This is a genomic window from Inquilinus sp. CA228, assembly GCF_052078665.1.
Classification (GTDB): Bacteria; Pseudomonadota; Alphaproteobacteria; order DSM-16000; family Inquilinaceae; genus Inquilinus.
On sequence record NZ_JBQJIK010000028.1, the window covers coordinates 70,098 to 87,901 of the forward strand.

At 70.2% G+C, this 17,804-nt stretch carries 15 protein-coding genes; 6 read left to right on the top strand and 9 right to left on the bottom strand.

What is annotated here, in order from left to right; all coding sequences use genetic code 11:
* Positions 1-87 precede the first annotated feature (87 nt).
* From ACTOWL_RS16010 to ACTOWL_RS16030, 5 genes are read right to left on the bottom strand one after another with little or no spacing between them, the layout of a single operon-like run.
* On the bottom strand, positions 88-1,869 hold the full coding sequence (locus ACTOWL_RS16010) for an ABC transporter ATP-binding protein (protein WP_441322243.1): 1,782 nt from the start codon (positions 1,867-1,869) through the stop codon (positions 88-90).
* A complete protein-coding gene (locus tag ACTOWL_RS16015; protein ID WP_441322244.1) occupies positions 1,866-2,804 on the bottom strand; it encodes an acetamidase/formamidase family protein in 939 nt (312 codons plus the stop codon). Before ACTOWL_RS16015 ends, ACTOWL_RS16010 begins: the two co-directional genes overlap by 4 nt.
* Positions 2,794-4,416, bottom strand: a complete 1,623-nt coding sequence (locus tag ACTOWL_RS16020; protein WP_441322245.1) for an ABC transporter substrate-binding protein — start codon at positions 4,414-4,416, stop codon at positions 2,794-2,796. Before ACTOWL_RS16020 ends, ACTOWL_RS16015 begins: the two co-directional genes overlap by 11 nt.
* A gap of 28 nt (positions 4,417-4,444) precedes the next feature.
* Positions 4,445-5,365, bottom strand: coding sequence for an ABC transporter permease (locus ACTOWL_RS16025; protein ID WP_441322246.1), 921 nt, complete (start codon positions 5,363-5,365; stop codon positions 4,445-4,447).
* Entirely contained in the window at positions 5,365-6,213 is an 849-nt protein-coding gene (locus tag ACTOWL_RS16030; protein WP_441322247.1) for an ABC transporter permease, read from the bottom strand. The genes ACTOWL_RS16025 and ACTOWL_RS16030 overlap by 1 nt, the downstream gene beginning before the upstream one ends.
* A 231-nt stretch (positions 6,214-6,444) precedes the next feature.
* On the opposite strand from ACTOWL_RS16030, the gene ACTOWL_RS16035 reads away from it, so the two are divergent.
* A complete protein-coding gene (locus tag ACTOWL_RS16035) occupies positions 6,445-6,687 on the top strand; it encodes a hypothetical protein (protein ID WP_441322248.1) in 243 nt (80 codons plus the stop codon).
* A gap of 80 nt (positions 6,688-6,767) precedes the next feature.
* Positions 6,768-7,061 carry a GYD domain-containing protein gene (locus tag ACTOWL_RS16040; RefSeq protein ID WP_441322249.1) on the top strand — a complete coding sequence of 98 codons (294 nt, stop codon included), beginning with the start codon at positions 6,768-6,770 and terminating at the stop codon, positions 7,059-7,061.
* Between the two features lie 9 nt (positions 7,062-7,070).
* On the opposite strand, the gene ACTOWL_RS16045 is transcribed toward ACTOWL_RS16040, so the two are convergent.
* Positions 7,071-8,369: an MFS transporter gene (locus tag ACTOWL_RS16045; RefSeq protein WP_441322250.1), complete on the bottom strand. Its 1,299-nt coding sequence runs from the start codon at positions 8,367-8,369 to the stop codon at positions 7,071-7,073.
* Between the two features lie 117 nt (positions 8,370-8,486).
* Here ACTOWL_RS16045 and ACTOWL_RS16050 point away from each other — a divergent pair, with 117 nt between their 5' ends.
* From ACTOWL_RS16050 to ACTOWL_RS16060, 3 genes are all read left to right on the top strand, one after another.
* Positions 8,487-9,995: a serine hydrolase domain-containing protein gene (locus ACTOWL_RS16050; RefSeq protein WP_441322251.1), complete on the top strand. Its 1,509-nt coding sequence runs from the start codon at positions 8,487-8,489 to the stop codon at positions 9,993-9,995.
* 9 nt (positions 9,996-10,004) lie between these two features.
* Complete coding sequence (locus ACTOWL_RS16055) at positions 10,005-10,901, top strand: complex I NDUFA9 subunit family protein (protein ID WP_441322252.1); 897 nt, start codon at positions 10,005-10,007, stop codon at positions 10,899-10,901.
* Positions 10,902-10,994: 93 nt separating this feature from the next.
* On the top strand, positions 10,995-11,855 hold the full coding sequence (locus ACTOWL_RS16060) for a DUF1932 domain-containing protein (RefSeq protein ID WP_441322253.1): 861 nt from the start codon (positions 10,995-10,997) through the stop codon (positions 11,853-11,855).
* A 243-nt stretch (positions 11,856-12,098) separates the two neighbouring features.
* On the opposite strand, the gene ACTOWL_RS16065 is transcribed toward ACTOWL_RS16060, so the two are convergent.
* From ACTOWL_RS16065 to ACTOWL_RS16075, 3 genes are all read right to left on the bottom strand, one after another.
* On the bottom strand, positions 12,099-12,767 hold the full coding sequence (locus tag ACTOWL_RS16065; RefSeq protein WP_441322254.1) for a hypothetical protein: 669 nt from the start codon (positions 12,765-12,767) through the stop codon (positions 12,099-12,101).
* A 58-nt stretch (positions 12,768-12,825) separates the two neighbouring features.
* The gene (locus tag ACTOWL_RS16070) at positions 12,826-13,809 is read right to left on the bottom strand and encodes a Dyp-type peroxidase (protein ID WP_441322255.1); all 984 of its coding nucleotides are present in this window, start codon (positions 13,807-13,809) and stop codon (positions 12,826-12,828) included.
* A 593-nt stretch (positions 13,810-14,402) separates the two neighbouring features.
* Positions 14,403-16,427, bottom strand: coding sequence for an FUSC family protein (locus tag ACTOWL_RS16075; protein ID WP_441322256.1), 2,025 nt, complete (start codon positions 16,425-16,427; stop codon positions 14,403-14,405).
* Between the two features lie 196 nt (positions 16,428-16,623).
* Between ACTOWL_RS16075 and ACTOWL_RS16080 the strand changes: the two genes are divergently transcribed.
* Positions 16,624-17,634: an aldo/keto reductase gene (locus tag ACTOWL_RS16080; RefSeq protein ID WP_441322257.1), complete on the top strand. Its 1,011-nt coding sequence runs from the start codon at positions 16,624-16,626 to the stop codon at positions 17,632-17,634.
* Positions 17,635-17,804 lie beyond the last annotated feature (170 nt).

Sequence of the window (17,804 nt, forward strand, 5' to 3'; positions counted from 1 at the left end):
GGTGTTGGGTTCACTGCGTGAACCCAACCTACTCAGTTCAATACGACGTTGGGTTCGCGACAGCGAACCCAACATTGTCAAAGCCGGCTACGCCGCCTCCCGCGCCACCATGTGCCCGCCGCCGACATCGGCCAGGTCGACCAGCACCGGCGCATGGTCCACGGGCCGCACCGGGCTCGGGACCTCGCCGGACAGGCGCTGGAAATGGTCGCGGCGGCGGCGCGGATCGGCGATCGGCACCGCCTGCATCAGCTTGCGGGTGTAGGGGTGGCGCGGGTCTTCGAAGATCTGGCGGCGGGTGCCGGTCTCGACGATCTGGCCGAGATACATCACCGCCACGCGGTGGCTGATCTGCTCCACCACCGCCATGTCGTGCGAGATGAAGAGATAGGCGAGGCCGAGATCGGCCTGCAGCTCGTGCAGCAGGTCCAGCACCCGGGCCTGGACCGAGACGTCGAGGGCGGAGACGGATTCGTCGGCGATGATCGCCTTGGGCGACAGGCTCAGCGCCCGGGCGATGCAGATGCGCTGGCGCTGGCCGCCGGAGAATTCATGCGGGTGGCGGTGGCGCAGCTCCGGCTCCAGCCCGACGCGGCGAAACAGCCATTCGACCCGGTCGGCCAGCTCGCCGCCTTTGGCCAGGCCGTGGATCACCAGCGGCTCGGCCACCAGCTCGCCCACGGTCATGCGCGGATCGAGCGAGGCGTAGGGATCCTGGAACACCATCTGGATGTTCCGGCGCAGCGGCTTCAGCGCGGCGGGCTTGAGGCCGGCGGCCTCGGCCCCGGCGATGCGGATCGAGCCGCGCCAGGGCACCAGCCCCATCAGCGCCTTGCCGGTGGTGGACTTGCCGCAGCCGCTCTCGCCGACCAGGGCCAGCATCTCGCCAGCGGCGAGGGTGAAGGACAGGCTCTCCACCGCATGCACGCGCTTGACGGTGCGCTGCAGCAGCCCGCCGGCGATGTCGAAGCGGACGGTGAGGTCCTTGACTGCAACGACCGGTTCGTCCACCGCCGCGGGTAGGGCAGGGGTGTCGGCGCGCAGCGGCGCATCGCGGCCGGCCAGCTGGCCCAGCTTCGGCACGGCGGCCAGCAGCTGCCGCGTATAGTCCTGGCGCGGCGCCTCGAACAGCGGCACCACCGGGCCGCTCTCGACCACCCGGCCCTGGTTCATCACCACCACCCGGTCGGCCATCTCGGCCACCACGCCCATGTCGTGGGTGATCAGGATCAGCGCGGTGCCGAACTGACGCCGCAGGTCGCGCATCAGCTCCAGGATCTGGGCCTGGATGGTGACGTCCAGCGCCGTGGTCGGCTCGTCCGCGATCAGCAGCTTGGGCCGGCAGGCCAGCGCCATGGCGATCATCACCCGCTGCCGCATGCCGCCGGACAGCTCGTGCGGATGCTGCCGCAGCCGCCGCTCGGGCTCGGAGATGCGCACGGCTTCCAGCGCCTCAAGCGTCAGCCGCCGGGCCTCGGCGCCGTCGACCTTGCGATGGGCGCGGATCGCCTCGGCGATCTGCCGGCCGACCGACATCACCGGGTTCAGGCTGGTCATCGGCTCCTGGAAGATCATCGCGATCTCGCCGCCGCGCACCCGCCGCATCTGCCGCTCGGGCAGGACCAGCAGGTCCCGGCCCTGCAGCAGCACCTGGCCGCCGGCGACCCGGGCCATGGGCTGCGGCAGCAGCCCCATGATCGACAGCGAGGTCATCGACTTGCCGCTGCCCGATTCCCCGGCGATGCACAGCGTCTCGCCGGGGTCCAGGTCGAAGCTCAGATCCTCGACCACCAGCTTCGGCCCCGCCAGCGTCGCGACCTGCGTGCTGAGGTTGCGGACGCTCAACAGCGGCGTCGTTGCACCGCTCATTCGAAGACGATGCGCGGGAAGTAGAACGACACCACCCAGTTCGGCTGGTCGACGATCTCGCTGATGCGCAGGTCGCCGCAGACCGAGCACAGCATGTAGGCGTCGACCGGCGCCATGCCGCGGGTGCGGCACAGCAGCTCGACCATCTCGGCGACGGCGATGCGCGCCCCCTCCATCAGGTCGGGGCCGACCCCGGTCGTCACCTCGTAGCCCTTGGCGTCGAGGTGGCGCGTCACCGGTCCCGGCGTGGTGAAGCGCGGCATCTTCAGGTTTGCGCCCTTCACCAGGTCGAGCTTCAGCGTCACCTTCATCGGGCTTTCGATGGCGGTGCCACAGACCTCGCCGTCGCCCTGGGCGGCATGGGTGTCGCCGATCGAGAACAGCGCCCCCGCCACCTCGACCGGCAGCCAGAGCGTCGCCCCGGCCGCCAGGTCGCGGATGTCGAGGTTGCCGCCGACCCGCCGCGGCGGCACCACCGAATGCAGCCCGGGTTCCGCCGGCGCCACCCCGATGGTCCCGGCGAAGGGCTTCAGCGGCACCTTCGCCAGGGTCGAGAACAGGGCCGGCGTGTCAGCCTGGTAGCGCCAGAGATGCAGCGCCGGGTCCTTGAACTGGTCCGCCAGCAGGCCGAAGCCGGGGATGTTGGCGGTCCAGCCGAAGCCCGAGGGCGCGTAGTGGTCGAGCGTGATCTTCAGCGCGTCGCCGGGCTCGGCCCCGTCGACGAAGATCGGCCCGGTGACCGGGTTGACCTTGCCGAAGTCGAGCGTGGCCACGTCGGCGACCGTGCTGGAGGCGCTGAGCTGGCCGCCCGAGGCGTCCAGGCAGTCGAACTCCAGCGTCGTCCCCGGCACGACCGTGGCCACCGGCGGGAAGTCGCGGTTCCAGCCGAAATGGTGGTGCGCGCCGTGGATGGTGTGGCTGTGGTTACTGGCCATCTTTGACATACACGTTGTCGTAGTTGATCGGGATGTGCACCGGGTCGACGAACAGGGCGTCGTCGCCGCCCATCCGGGCGGACCGGATGGTGTAGCGCTGCTCGTTGAACACCGGGGCCCAGGGCGCGTCCTTCATGATGTCGAGGAAGATGTCCCGCCATTTGGCCTCGCGCTCCGCCACCTTGGCCGGATCGGCGATCGAATCCGCCTCGGCCGCGCGCTTGTCGAGATCGGCGTTGCAGTACCAGGACCAGTTCCAGCCGCCCGGCACCGCGCCGCCGCAGCCCAGGATCGGGCCGTAGAAGTTGGACGGATCCGGGAAGTCGGCGATCCAGGCCATGCCGCCCGACCAGATCATGGTCGACTGCGCCTCGTCGCCGCCGGCGGCGATGACGTTGGCCTGAGCCAGGGCCTTGATCTCGGCCTTGATGCCGATCTGGGCCAGATCCTGCTGGATCGCCTGGGCGATGCGCGGCTGCGGGTCGGTGTTGGCGACGTAGAGGTCGGTGGTGAAGCCGTCGGCCTGGCCGGCCTCGGCCATCAGCGTCTTGGCACCGGCGACATCGTAGGCATAGCCCTTGTAGTCGGCGGCATAGCCCGGCATCGACGGCGGCAGCGGCTGGGTCGCCGGCTTGGCGCGGCCGTTGATGATGCGGATGATCCGGTCCTTGTTGATCGCCATGTTGACGGCCTGGCGCACCCGCACGTCGTCGAAGGGCTTGGCCTTGACGTTCATGGTGATGTAGCCGGTGTGCAGCTGGTTGCCCTGGATGATCAGGTCCTTATAGGCCGGGTCCTGGGTCACCTCGAGGAACTTGGCCGGCGGGATGCCGTCGCCGGCGATGTCGACCTCGCCGCGCTGCAGCCGCAGCAGCGCCACCACCGGCTCCTGCCCGACCTCGAACACGATCTTGTCGAGATGCGGCAGGCCCTTCTCGAAGTAGTCCGGATTGCGCTCGAACACGATGCGCTGGCCCAGCGTCCATTCCGTCATCCTGAAGGCGCCGGTGCCGACGGGGTGCTTGCCGAAATCGGCGCCGTATTTCTCGACCTCCTCCTGCGGCACGACGCTGGAGAAGTTCAGCGCCATCTTGTGCAGGAAGGGCGCGTCCGGCCGGGTCAGATGGAAGACGACGGTGGTGTCGTCCGGCGCGGTGACGCCGCTCAGCTCCTTGGACTTGCCGCCGGAGACGTCGGCGAAGCCCTGGATCGAATCGAAGAAGCCGGCGCCGGGGCTCTGCGTCTCCGGCTGCACCACGCGCTCCAGCGAGTATTTGACGTCGGCGGCCTTCAGCTCGCGGCCGTTGTGGAACTTGACCCCGGGACGCAGCTTGAAGGTGTAGGTCAGGCCGTCGGCCGAGACCTCGAAGCTCTCGGCCAGGTCCGGCACCAGCTCGGTGGTGCCGGGCTTGTAGTCCATCAGCCCGTCGAACAGGCTCTTGATCATCGACCAGTTCTGCCAGTCGTAGCCGATGGCGGGGTCGAGGGTGGTGACGTCGTCCTTGTAGGTGACGGTGATCGACCCGCCCTGCCTGATCTCCTGGGCCGTCGCCGGCGTCGCCAAGGCCAGAGCCAGGGCGGCGGCGCCGGCAAACAATGTGGTCTTCAGCATGAAACCTCCTGTGGTTCGGCGCGGTTTGTCACCGCAGCTTGATCCTCGGGTCGATGAACGGGGCGATCAGGTCGGCCAGCAGGTTGCCCAGCACGATGGCGACGGCGGAGACCAGCGTCACCCCCATGATGATCGGGATGTCGACGCGCTGGATCGCCTGCCAGGTCAGCTGGCCGATGCCGGGCCAGCCGAACACGGATTCGACCACGACGATGCCGCTCATGAACAGGCCGATGTCGATGCCGATCATGGCGATGATCGGCAGCAGCGCGTTGGGCAGCGCATGCGCCAGCACCACGCGCCAGGCGCTCAGGCCCTTGGCCCGCGCGGTGCGCATGTAGTCCTGGCGCAGCACGTCCAGCATCGCCGACCGCATCATCCGCGAATACCAGCCGGCCCCCAGCAGGCCGAGCGTCAGCGAGGGCAGGACAAGATGCGCGAAGGTGCCGTAGCCGCCGAGCGGGAACCAGGCGAGCTGCCAGGCGAAGACGTAGAGCAGCAGCATGCCGACCACGAATTGCGGTGCCGAGACGCCGATGAAGGAGGTCAGCATCAGCGCGTGGTCGGTGCTGGTGTTCCGCCGCAGCGCCGCGGCCACACCCATGGTCAGGCCCAGCACCAGCTCGCAGACGATGGCGCCGACCATCAGCAGCAGGCTGGCCGGCAGGCGGCTCATGATCAGCGTCGCCACCTCGGTCCGCTGCAGGTAGGAGCGGCCGAGATCGCCCTGCAACAGGGCGCCGAGATAGCGCAGATACTGTTCGTGGAACGGCCGGTCGAGGCCGAGTTGGGCGCGGATGTTGGCCACCACCTCCGGCGTCGCGCTGCGGCCGGCGATCTGCCGCGCCGGGTCGGCCGGTAGCAGGTACAGCAGCACGAAGGTGACCAGGCTGACTCCGAGCAGGATCAGCACGGCCTGGGCCAGGCGGCGGAGCAGGTAGGCGCCCATCAATGGCGGCCCTTCTGCGTCGGGTCGAGGATGTCGCGCAGCGCGTCGCCGACCAGGTTGAAGGCCAGGGCCAGCAGGATGATGGCGGCGCCGGGGATGAACACCAGCCAGGGCGCGGTCGAGAAGTAGGTCTGGTTCTCGAAGATGATGTTGCCCCAGCTCGGCGTCGGCGGCTGCACCCCGATGCCGAGGAAGGACAGGGTGGCCTCCAGCAGCACCGTGGTGGCGATGCCGAGCGTGCCCCAGACGATGGTGGTGGACAGCAGGTGCGGCAGCACGTGGCGCAGCAGGATGCGGGCGCGGGAGGCGCCGAGGCCCCATTCCGCCTCGATGAAGTCGCGCTCCGAAATCGACCGGGTCTCGGTGTAGATGATGCGGGCGATCTGCACCCAGTTCACCATGGCGATGACCAGCGCCACGATCCACAGCGACGGCCGGAAGATCGCGGCCAGCACGATCGCCAGCAGCAGCGCCGGGAAGGCCATCATCAGGTCGGTGAAGCGCATCATCGCGGCGCCCAGCCAGCCGCCGGCGAAGCCGGCGACGACGCCGAAGAAGGTGCCGATCAGCACCGCCGCGCCGTTGGCGACCACGCCGATGATCAGCGAGGTCTGGGCGCCGTAGACCAGGCGCGAGAACATGTCCCGGCCCAGCAGGTCGGTGCCCAGCCAGAAGCGGCCGTCCGGGGCCAGGGGGGCGCCCTCCAGCGTCAGCCCGTCGAACAGTTGCTCGTCGGGTGAGAAGGGCACGATCCAGGGCGCGAGCAGGGCCGCGGCCACCACCACCAGGATGATCACGAGGCCGAACAAAGCGAGCTTGCGGCGCAGGAGCTGGCTCAGGATCGCCACGGCTCAGCCTCCGCGCCGATGGAGCGCGCCACGGGCTGCGCCGGCCGTGTCGAGAAGATCGGTCGCCAGTCTCGTCCCCACCGTTCGCCCGCCCTGTTCCCTGAACGCGTGCAGCTCTCAGGTTTTCGTTGTGTTCACCCAGGGTAAAGGGCGGGCGGACCCTGTCAATCGCGCTCCGAGCGATGCTCTCTCTGGTGGTGACGATCTCCATTCGGAGATAGATTCCCGGATATGAGAGATTCGACGCCATCGCAGCTCCTTGCCGGCCTCGGCCACAATGGCGGTCCGCCGCTGGAGGAGGAGCATCCGGATTCCGCGCCGTCCTGGCGGCATTTCTGCTGGAAGAAGGCGCATGCCGCCGCCTGGAAGACGCCGCCGCGCGAAGTGGCGCTGCGCCGCCTGGCCCGGGCCGAGGAACTCGGCATGAGCTATCGCGACTACACCCTGGCGATCATGGAAGGGCGCTACCTTTAGGTGTGATAGAGTCGGGTTGCCGGCCCGTGAGGCCCAGGCACCCACGCCAAGCTCCTCCCGGCGCCGGAGAGGATCGTGCCATGGCAACCTATGTCATGCTCGGCAGCTGGACCGAGCAGGGCGTCCGCGGCATCGCCGACTCGCCGAAGCGGCTCGACGCGGCCAAGTCGCTGCTCCAACAGATGGGCGGCCAGGTCAAGGCCTACTACATGACCATGGGCGAGCACGACTTCGTGCTCGTCTACGAGGCGCCGGACGATGCCGTCGCCGCCCGCTTCACCCTGATGACCGGCCGCCAGGGCTTCATCCGGAGCAAGACGCTGAAGGCGTTCCCGGAGGCCGCCTATCGCGAGATCATCAACTCGCTGGGCTGAGCCGGCGGTTCAGCCCGGCAGCGACGGCGCAGCGGTGCTGCGGACGTACCGCCCGACGACCAGGGCGATCGCGGCGGCGGCGGCCAGGCTGGCGGCCAGCAGGGCCATGCCGGCGGTGAAGCTGCCGGTCGATTCCCGGATCCAGCCGACCGCATAGGGCCCGACGAAGCCGCCGAGATTGCCGATCGAGTTGATCAGGGCGATGCCGCCGGCCGCGGCGGTGCCGCCGAGGAACACCGGCGGCATGGCCCAGAACGGCCCGAGCGTGGCGTAGATGCCGACCGCGGCGACGCCGAGGCAGACCAGCGACAGCACGTTCGAGGAGGTGGCGATGCTGGCGGCGAAGCCGATGGCGCTGACCAGGGCCGGCAGGGCGACATGCAGCACGCGCTCGCCGGTGCGGTCGCTGTGCCGGCCCCAGGCCAGCATGGCGCCGGCGCTGACCAGATAGGGCAGGGCGATGATCCAGCCGGTCTGGAGGGTGGAGAAGCCCATGCCCTTGACGATCTGCGGCAGCCACAGGCCGATGCCGTAGAGGCCGATGACGATGCCGAAATAGACCAGGCCGAGCAGGATCACCCGCCGGTCGGCCAGGGCCGGCCACAGCGCGTGCAACGGCGGATGGGTCGCGGCGGCGCGGTCGCGGGCCAGGTCGGCGGCGATGGCGGCGCGCTCGGTGTCGTCGAGCCAGGGCGCCTTCGCCGGGCCGTCCGGCAGCCACGCCAGGACCAGCAGGCCGAGCAGGCAGGCCGGCAGCCCCTCGATGATGAACAGCCACTGCCAGCCCTTCAGCCCGAACCAGAGATGGGTGGCGTCGAGGATGAGGCCGGAGACCGGCGCGCCGACGGCGCTGGCCAGCGGCACCGCGGCCATGAACAGGGCGACGAAGCGGGCCCGCCGTGCCACCGGGAACCAATAGGTCAGGTACAGGATCATGCCCGGCAGGAACCCGGCCTCGGCGGCGCCGAGCAGGAAGCGCAGGATGGTGTAGCCCCAGATCCCCTGGACGAAGGCCATGGCGGCCGAGATCAGCCCCCAGGTCAGCATGATCCGGCAGATCCACAGCCGCGCCCCGACCTTCTCCAGGATCACGTTGCTCGGCACCTCGAACAGGAAGTAGCCGAAGAAGAACACCCCGGCGCCCCAGCCGAAGACATAGGGCGTGATGCCGAGATCGGCGTTCATGGTCAGGGCGGCGAAGCCGACATTCACCCGGTCGAGGAAGCTGACCAGGTAGAGCAGGATCATGAAGGGGATCAGGCGCAGGCTCACCTTGCGGTACAGCGCCTCGCGATCGGCGTCCGGCAATTCGGTCCTCCCTGTGACTCGCTGGCGAGGGTAGGAACGGATCGCCGATCGAGGAAGCCAAAACCGGTGATCCTGCCTATAACGGAATGTGATCCGGGAAACGGACGGGAGGCGATGATGCGGGAGCTGCGTTGGTCGGCGGCGGCGGAGGCGGCGGCCGGGATCGCCGCGGCCTGGGGACCGGGCGAGCCGGGTGGCGGCGTCGCCGTGTTCGACGCGCGGGAGATCCGGGCCGAGGCCTGCGGCGGGGTCGACAGCCTGGCCGGCGGCAACGCCTTCTCCGGCGACACCGTGGTGCGCTACGCCTCGGTCACCAAGCATGTCTTCGCGGCGCTGGCGCTGTGCCAGGACGGCGTCGGCCTGGACGACCCGCTGGGCCGGCTGCTGCCGGGGCTGCGCGGCGACCTGGCCGCGGTCACGGTCGGCCGCGCCCTCGACATGACCGGCGGCCTGCCGGACCTGCGCGAGACCCTGTCGCTGCTCGGCGTGCCGCAGGGTGCCGTGGTGGGGCGGGAAGAGAGCCTCGAGTTCCTATATCGCCTGACCGAGCTGAACTTTCCGTCCGGGCACGAGATCTCCTACTCCAACACCGGCTACCGGCTGGTCGACGCGGCGCTGCTGCGCCGGGGCCTCGGCTTCGCCGGGCTGGTGCGCGACCGCGTCGCCGGGCCGCTCGGCATCGGCTTCCGCGTGCCGGAGACCTGGTTCGACCCGATCCGCGGCCTCGCCCCGGGCTACTGGAAGGACAACGGCGGCGCTTGGCAGCTCGCCGCCTCGGGCCAGCATTTCTCCGCCTCCGGCTGCCTGACCGGCAGCCTGCACGATCTGGTGCGCTGGCAGCAGGCGGTGCTGGCCGATCGCGGGCCGGGACAGGGCGTGCTGGCCCGGCTCGGCGCGCCGCGTCCTCTCGCCGACGGCCGGCCGACCGCCTATGGGCTCGGCCTCGCCTGGTCGCGGCTCGGCGCGCGCCGGCTGGTCGGGCATGGCGGCGCGCTGCTCGGCTACAGGACCTATTTCCTGCTGGACCCGGAGCAGGGCGTCGGCGCCGCCGTCGTCTCCAACCGCGAGGACACGATCTCGCACGGCACGGCGATGACGCTGATGGCGGCGCTGCTCGGCGAGGAGCTGCCGCAGCGCGGCACCGCGATCCCGGACGGGCTCTACGTGGCGGAGCAGGGGCCGGAGTGGCTCGAGCTGAAGGACGGCGTCGCCAGCTTCCTCGGCACCGGCGAGACCCTCTATCGCGGCGATGACGGCTGGTCGGTCTCGCTCTCCGCCCATCTGCCGATGCGGCTGCGCTGGACCGGGGAGGCGGTGGCGGGCGAGATCGGCCATGCCGCGCGCCGCTTCCGCCCGATCGCGCCGGACGGCGTGCTCGACCGGGTGCAGGGCGAATGGCTGTGCCCGGAGCACCACGCGGCCTTCACCATCGCCGGCGAGCGGCTGGAGATGGGCACCGGCCCGATCCGGGCATCGTCGCCGCTGGTACCGCTCGGCGGCGGCCGGCTGCTGGCGGAGGGCCGGGAAGGGCCGTGGCCGCAGCGGATCGGCCTGGCCTTCGACGGCGACACCGTCCGGCTGGCGCTCAACCGCAGCCGGGTGCTGCGCTTCCGGCGGGGCGGCTGAGCTCCGCCCATGGCGCGGCCGGTGGTGACGGTGTTCGGTGGCACCGGCTTCCTCGGCCGGCGCCTGGTGCGGCATCTGGCGGATCAGGGCTTCGCCGTCCGCGCCGCATCGCGGCACGGCCAGGCCATGCTGCCGGCCGGCGAGGACGATGTCGAACCGGTTCGGGCGGACGTGACCGACGACCACTCGGTGGCTGTGGCCATTGCGGGTGCTCAGGCCGTGGTCAATGCCGTCAGCCTCTATGTCGAGCGCGGCGGGGCGACCTTCCGCGCCATCCATGTCGAGGCTGCCGCCCGGGTGGCGCGGGAGGCGCAGCGGGCCGGTGTGGAAACCCTGGTGCATCTCTCCGGTCTCGGTGCGGATTCCGCCTCGCGCTCCCCCTACATCCGCAGCCGCGGCCAGGGCGACCAGGCGGTGCGCGCGGCGTTCCCGGCGGCGATCCTGGTCCGGCCTTCCGCCATCGTCGGGCTCGGCGACGCGCTCCTGGGGCCGGTGGCCCGGATGCTGCGCCGCGCGCCGGTGTTCCCGCTGTTCGGCCGTGGCCGCACCCGGCTGCAGCCGGTCCATGTCGAGGATGTCGCGGCGGCGATCGTGCGGGCGATGGCGGGGCAGGGCGGCGTCACCTACGAGCTTGGTGGAGGTGCCGTCACCAGCTATCGCGAGCTGATCGCGCTGATCGCGCGGCATGTCGGACGACGGCCGCTGTTGCTGCCGGTGCCCTTCCCGGTCTGGCAGGCGCTGGCCCTGGCCGCGGAGCAGTTGCCGCGGCCGCCGATCGCGCGGAACCAGGTCGAGGTCATGCGGTCCGACAATGTCGCCGATCCGAAGCTGCCCGGGTTCTCGGCCCTGGGCATGACGCCGCTGTCCGTCGAGCAGGTCCTGCCCCTGGTCGTCCCGTCCGATTGACGCAGACGGGTTCACGGAGCCTGCGGATCGCGCCATGATCGGCCGGTCGGGGCCTGGGAAGGGGCGGTCGCCGGCGGAGCGAAAGGACATCCGATGAAACCGACCATCGCCGTCATCGCCCCCGGGGCGATGGGCAGCGGCGTCGCCCGGCGCCTGGCCGACCATGGCGCCGCCGTGCCGACCCTGCTCGACGGCCGCAGCGCCGCGACCATCGCCCGGGCCCAGGCCGCCGGCATGCAGGCGGCCGACGAGGCCGCGATCGCCGCGGCCGACATCATCCTGTCGATCGTGCCGCCCGGCGAGGCGGTGGGCCTGGCCGAGCGGCTGGCGCCGGCCCTGCGCGCGGCGCCGCGCAAGCCGGTCTATGTCGACTGCAACGCCGTCAATGTCGAGACGGTGCAGGCGGTCGCGGCGATCGTTGCGCCGACCGGCACCGGCTTCGCCGATGGCGGCATCATCGGCGGGCCGCCGGTGCCGGGAGGGGCCGGGCCGGTGCTGTACCTGGCCGGGCCGGATGCGGCGCGGCTCGGTGTGCTCGGCGATCTCGGCCTTCGCATCCGCGTGCTCGACGGGCCGGTCGGCGCCGCCTCGGCGCTGAAGATGAGCTATGCCGGCATCACCAAGGGCCTGACCGGCCTGGCCGCCGCCATGATCCTGGGGGCCAGCCGCAACGGGGCGGCGCCGGCGCTGCATGCCGAGCTGTCGGCCAGCCAGCCGCAGCTGCTGGCCCGGTTCGAGAAGGGCCTGCCGGACATGTACGCCAAGGCCTATCGCTGGGTGGCGGAGATGCGCGAGATCGCCGATTTCCTCGGCCCCGACGACCCGGCCCGGCTGATCTATGAAGGCCTGGCCGGGCTGTACGAGCGGCTGGCCGCCGATGTTGCCGGCGAGAAGCGGGACATCGCGGCGCTGGATGCGTTCCTGGCCACCGGCAAGGCCGACGCGGCGGCTTGATGCCGGGACCGACAGCGTGACCTTCCGTCTTTTCCAGATGACCGCCATCCAGCCGGGCCATTCGCGCGTGGACGCGCGCAGCTCCTCCCCCTTCCCCCCCGCAAGGGGGGGAGTGTGGAAGGCCGGGCAGGCCGGTGATGGATTCGTAGGTTGGGTTCGCGGCACGCGAACCCAACAATGGTGCGACGGCGGGATGTTGGGTTCGCGACGCGAACCCAACCTACGCGATCGCGCCGCAGAGGCTTAGCTGCTGTCCGGGCTCGGCGGCTCCGGCTCGGGCCGGCCGGCGTCGGACTCGTCCGGCTCGGCGGACCAATCGTCCGCAGCCTCGTGATCGGCGGCCTCGGCGGGCTCCGCCGGGGCCTTGGTCTCGGCGATGTCGTCCCAGCTCTGGGGCAGCCGGATCGGGTCGGGCGGGTAGCCGATCTTGCGGCAGACCTCCTGCACGAACTCCGCCGCCGACAGCGTGTCCAGCTGCGCGTCCAGTATCTCGTCCTCGACCAGCTTCTCCCACGCCACCGACCGCATGCACTCGGCGTCCAGCCCCTCCTCGGGCTTCGCCGCCGCCTCGGCCACCATCCCGGCCGCGCGCTCCCGCCGCTGCCGGCGGCGCTGCTCCTCGCCCGACGCCGTGCGCTCGTCCCGCCGCGTCATGAAGCCGATGCGGATCCGCTCGGTCAGGGCGATCGTCAGACGCAGCGACCGCGTCAGCCGCGCCTGGATCAGCCCGAAATCGGGCGTCGCCTTCGGGTCCAGATGCGCCCGCTCCTGCTGCCGCTCGGTCATACGCTTGCAGCGCATGTCGATCTCGGCCGCCTGGCGCAGCGTGTGCAGCGCCCAGCCCGTCCAGTTCATGTCGGGATCGGTCGGCCGGATCGGTTCGGATTGCGCCTCATCCATAGAACATAGCATGAACGAGAATCATAGATGAACGCAATGAACATTGTGTTCACCGCTTGGGCTGCTGGCTTCAGCGTGGTTCCACGCCAGCCGATCGAGCAGCCTCGAGTTTCTCATGCGCCGCCTCGACAAGCGTCTGCAGCGTCGGGCGAGCCGGGGCGAAGAACGTCGTGCCGGTGTGCGGCGTCGAGAAATCCAGCAGCCGGTCGTAGGCACCCGGCGGGTCGCCGATATACATTCGTTGCAGCATCTTCTCGATCACCCAAAGATATCGGGAATAGCCGATGAAATAGGTCCCGAATTCCTTCTGTCCCGGGCGCCCGAAGGGCATGTTGTCGCGCAATATGTCGTATTCGTTGCCGCTGGCATCTGTAATGGTGGCCAGAGATTTGTGCGATTTGCGAGGGGCATCGTCGTCGTCGATTTCGATGTTGTCGATCTTCGTACGGCCGATGATCTCCTCCTGGTGAGGTGTCGGAAGCCGAGCCCAGGCGCCGAGATCATGCAGATACTTCTGAACGACGACATAGCTTCCGCCAGCGAAGTCGGCATCTTCATCGCCGACAAGCGCGGAGGCCGGCAAATCGAGGCCGGTCGGGTTGGCCGTGCCGTCGACAAAGCCCAGAAGGTCACGCGCATCGAAATAGCGAAAGCCCGGGACTTCATCGACGACGGTCACACCGGCGCCAAGGCTGTCGAGCAGGATGCGCTCGAACTCGAAGCACAGATCGGGACGTTCGGACCGGATATGGAAGAGAAGATCGCCCGGTGTCGACGGAGCCGCATGGACCGCTCCCTCGATCGGCGCAAACGGCCTCAGATCCTGCGGCCGCTTGTCGACATGGAGGCGATCCCAGAGATCGCGACCGATGCCGACGATGCAGGAGAGCCGGGCGGAAAGATCGCGGAACCCGACCGTCTTCACCAGATCGTCAAGCCCATCGAGCGCCGAGCAGACCTTCGCGAGGGCGGCCGGTTCGCTCGCGACGGTGACCACAAGAAAGACGGCTGCCCGCGACAAGGGCGCGTCGATGCTCTGCGCGTCGATCGGCACTCTGTCCCAACTCTTCCCCGACATTCCCGGATGCTCCACCCCTTGTCCCAGGGAGGATTACAAACGCCGTGCCGCCTCCCGTCCAGAGTTCATGTCATCATGTGCGCCGGCATCAGGCTCGGCAGCGGCAGCCTCGAATCGGTCAGGGGCCGCATGCGACCCTAAGCGGCCACTGACTTGAAAGGGCATCCTCGCCCCAAAACAGCGGGAGGGCACGCAATGGTGAGAATAAAGCGGCACCGTACCCTAGCGGATGATCTCGATTTACTGCTGGTCGATATCTGCGTGCGATTGGGTTTCTGCAATAGATTGTCGGGAGAACAAATATTATTACATAATTCAGAGATAAACGACGCTCTGTTTGCAGATGCCGTTCTCTTAGCCGAGGGTATGAATCCCGTCTATGAAGTTAAATGGCACAGAGAACTTAGCAAGAAATTCCGTGACAGATTTGGCGAGGTATCTGTTTCTGCGACGGAATACAAATCTAAGTAAGCCGTTAATGATTGTCCGCTAACCACCCTTTGCTGACGATCGTCAGCGATCGCTATCCTGTCCAAGCCGTGCGCCCCGTCGTCGGGAAAAGCGCCCGGCTATCCCGGCACCAGATGCCCGGCGGCGGCGCGCAGCAGCAGGATCTCCTGCAGCAGGCGTGACCGTTCCGGGTCCTTGGCGGCGCCCTCCGGTGGCGGTGCAGCGGCGGGCAGGGCGGTGCCTTGGTGCAGCGCCTCGGCCAGGGCGGCGGTCTCGGCCCCGATCCAGCGGCCGAACTCCGCATCCCCGGCGGTGTCGGCCGGCCGGTGCAGCGCGGCGGTGCCGGCCACGCCGGCGATCTGGCGGGCCAGGACCAGGATGGTCAGCCCGGCATCCAGCGCCTCACGCTGCCACCATGCCTCCAGCATGGTCCGGCCGTGCCCCGCCTCGGCATTGCCGCTGGCCAGCCCGGCCTCGCGCCGCGCCGCCTCGATCGCGACCTCGTCGCCGTCATGGGCGAAGGCCAGGGCGGCATAGCGGCCATTGGCCTCGATCGCCGCGGCCAGCAGCGGCCGGAACTGCCGGCCCTCGCGGCTCGGCCACAGCAGCAGCCCGGCCATCAGGCCGATGGCGCTGCCCAACACGTTGTAGAGGGCGCGCGTCCAGGCCAGCGCCGGTTCGCTGGCGCCCGGCTGCGACAGCTCCACCACCAGGATGAACAGCGGGGTCAGGAAGAAGACGAAGATGCCGTAATTGACCTGCCGCATCGCCATGGTCGCGATCGCCAGCGGGAACACCGCGGCAGTCAGGGCCAGCGGCGTGTGCAGCACCAGCCCGAGCAGGGCGGCCAGGCCGCCGCCCAGCACGCTGCCGACCGCGCGCTCCAGCGCCCGCGGCCAGGTCGCCGCCACCGACGACTGCAGCACCAGCACCGTCGCGATCGCCATCCAATAGGCATAGGAGAAGCCCAGCGCGTGGCTCAGCAGCACCGCCGCGGTGGTCGCGACGGCGCAGCGCAGGGCGTGGCGCAGGATCTCGGACCGCGGGCTGAGATGCGCGCGCAGCGGCGCCAGCAGGGCCGCGATGCCGCGGGAGACCGCGGCCGTCTCATCCCATGCCGGGGCCGGGCGGGCGCTGCCGGTGGCGCGGATCTCCTCCACGATCCGGCCCAGCCCGGCGGCGACCGGCCCTTCCATCTTCGCCGCCAGCAGGGCGAGGCGGTCCAGCGACCGCTGCGGCGTCGTCATCTCGCCAGGACCGGTGTCGAAGGCGCGGGCCCGGCGATACAGCGTCAGCGCCAGGCGGCGCAGGGCCTGCCGCTCCTGCAGCCGGGGCCGGTCGGCCGCCGGGCCGGCATGCTGGCGCAGATCCGACAGGGCGATCAACTGCCCGAAGATGCGCTCGGCGATGTCCAGCGCCACCAGGAGGCGCTCGGCGTAGTCGCCCAGACCGCCGCGGCCGCGCATCGCCCGGCCCAGCGCCGCCCGGGCGGCCTCGATCGCGGCGCGGACCGCCGGGCGATAGCGCTGCGCGTGCCGGGCCCAGGCCAGCGGCGCCGACTGCGAATCCAGCCGGGCCATGCCGGCGGCCATGGCGGCCAGGCCGCTATAGGTGGTCGCCAGGGCGGTGCGCGCCGGCCGGAACGGATGGATGCGCCAGATCGACAGCGCCAGCAGCATGGCCCACAGGCAGCCGCCGAGATGGGTGGAGGCGAATTCGGCCAGCGCGGCCGGGGAGGCGACGGAATGGTCGACCGCGGTGACGCAGACGACGATGGCCAGGGTGCCGATCTGCCGCGCGGCGGCGCCATACGCCCCGGCCATGCCGCCGATCAGGGCGCAGGGGAACACGGCGGCCGCGGCCCAGCCCCAGCCCTGCGACGCGGCCGCGGCCCCGATGATCGCGAAGGCGGTGGACAGCAGGGCGAAACCGGCCAGCGCCCGCACCCGGTCGCGGTTCGGCCCGCCGGGATCGGCCAGACAGGTCCAGAAGGCGCCGATCGCGGCCCAGGCCAGGATCGGTGCATGCAGCAGGCTGCCGAGCGCGACCACGACGGCGCAGGAGGCGGCGGCGCGCAGGCCTTCGCCGAGGCTGAGGCTGCGCGGCGAGACGGCGATGGCGGCGCGGATCAGGGAGGGGCTCATCGCTCGGACAGGGGCTCCATGCTGGCGGCACGCCGCCCGTTCCGCGCTCCTCCCATGTTTAGACGAGGCAGGATAACCCGTCCGCCGGCCGATCGGCTGCGGCGACGAGACACGGCTGCGTTGCGATCGACGGGCAGCGCGGCGGCGCGGTTTCGGGCCATGATCCCGGTCTCGCGCAGGTGGAAGGAGAAGGCCGATGGACTACCGGAACCTCGGGCGCAGCGGGCTGAAGGTGTCGCCGCTGTGCCTCGGCACCATGATGTTCGGCGGCCCGACCGACGAGCCGACGGCGACCCGCATCACCGACCATGCGCGGGAGGCGGGGATCAACTTCATCGACACCGCCGATGTCTACACCGACGGCCGGTCGGAGGAGATCGTCGGCCGGGCCATCGCCACCCACCGCTCCTGGTGGGTGCTGGCGACCAAGCTGGCCAACCCGACCGGCGACGGCCCGAACGACCGCGGCCTGTCGCGCCGCCGTGCCTTCGACGCGGTGGAGGCCAGCCTGCGCCGCCTCGGCACCGACACGGTCGACATCCTCTATCTGCACAAGGAGGATGCGACGACGCCGCTGGCGGAGACGGTGTCGGCGCTGGCCGACCTGATCCGCCAGGGCAAGATCCGGTATTTCGGCGTCTCGAACTACCGGTCCTGGCGGGTGGCGGAGATCTGCCGGCTGTGCGACCAGGCCGGGATCGAGCGGCCGGTGGTGAGCCAGCCCTACTACAACCTGCTGAACCGGATGCCGGAGGCCGAGCACCTGCCGGCCTGCGCGGCTTTCGGGCTCGGCGTGGTGCCCTACAGCCCGCTGGCCCGCGGCGTGCTGACCGGCAAATACAAGCCCGGCGCGGCGCCGGAGGAGGGCAGCCGCGCCGGCCGCGCCGACAAGCGCATCCTGGAGACGGAGTGGCGGCCGGAAAGCCTGGCGATCGCGGCCGAACTGGCGGAGCACGCGCGGGGACGAGGCATCACGCCCGGCCAGTTCGCCGTGGCGTGGCTGCTGAACAACCGCATCGTCACCGCCCCGATCGCCGGCCCGCGGACCGAGGAGCAGTGGGCCGACTATCTCGGCGCGCTGGACTATGCGTTCACCGCGGAGGACGAGGCGCTGGTGAACCGTCTGGTGGTCACCGGCCATCCCTCCAGCCCGGGCTACAACGACCCGGCCTACCCGATCGAGGGCCGGGTGCCGCGGGTGGGGTAGAGAAGGCCCGGGCCCATTTTCACGCTGTCATCCTCGGGCTTGACCCACGGGTGTCCGGTTTAGTTTCAGGCCCATTGGAGGACCAATTGGTCTGGATTGGAGGCAGGGCTAGGCTCGGGTTGGAGCAAGCGGTCGATGCGCCTGCGCTGCATCAGGTTGACGCGGACCAG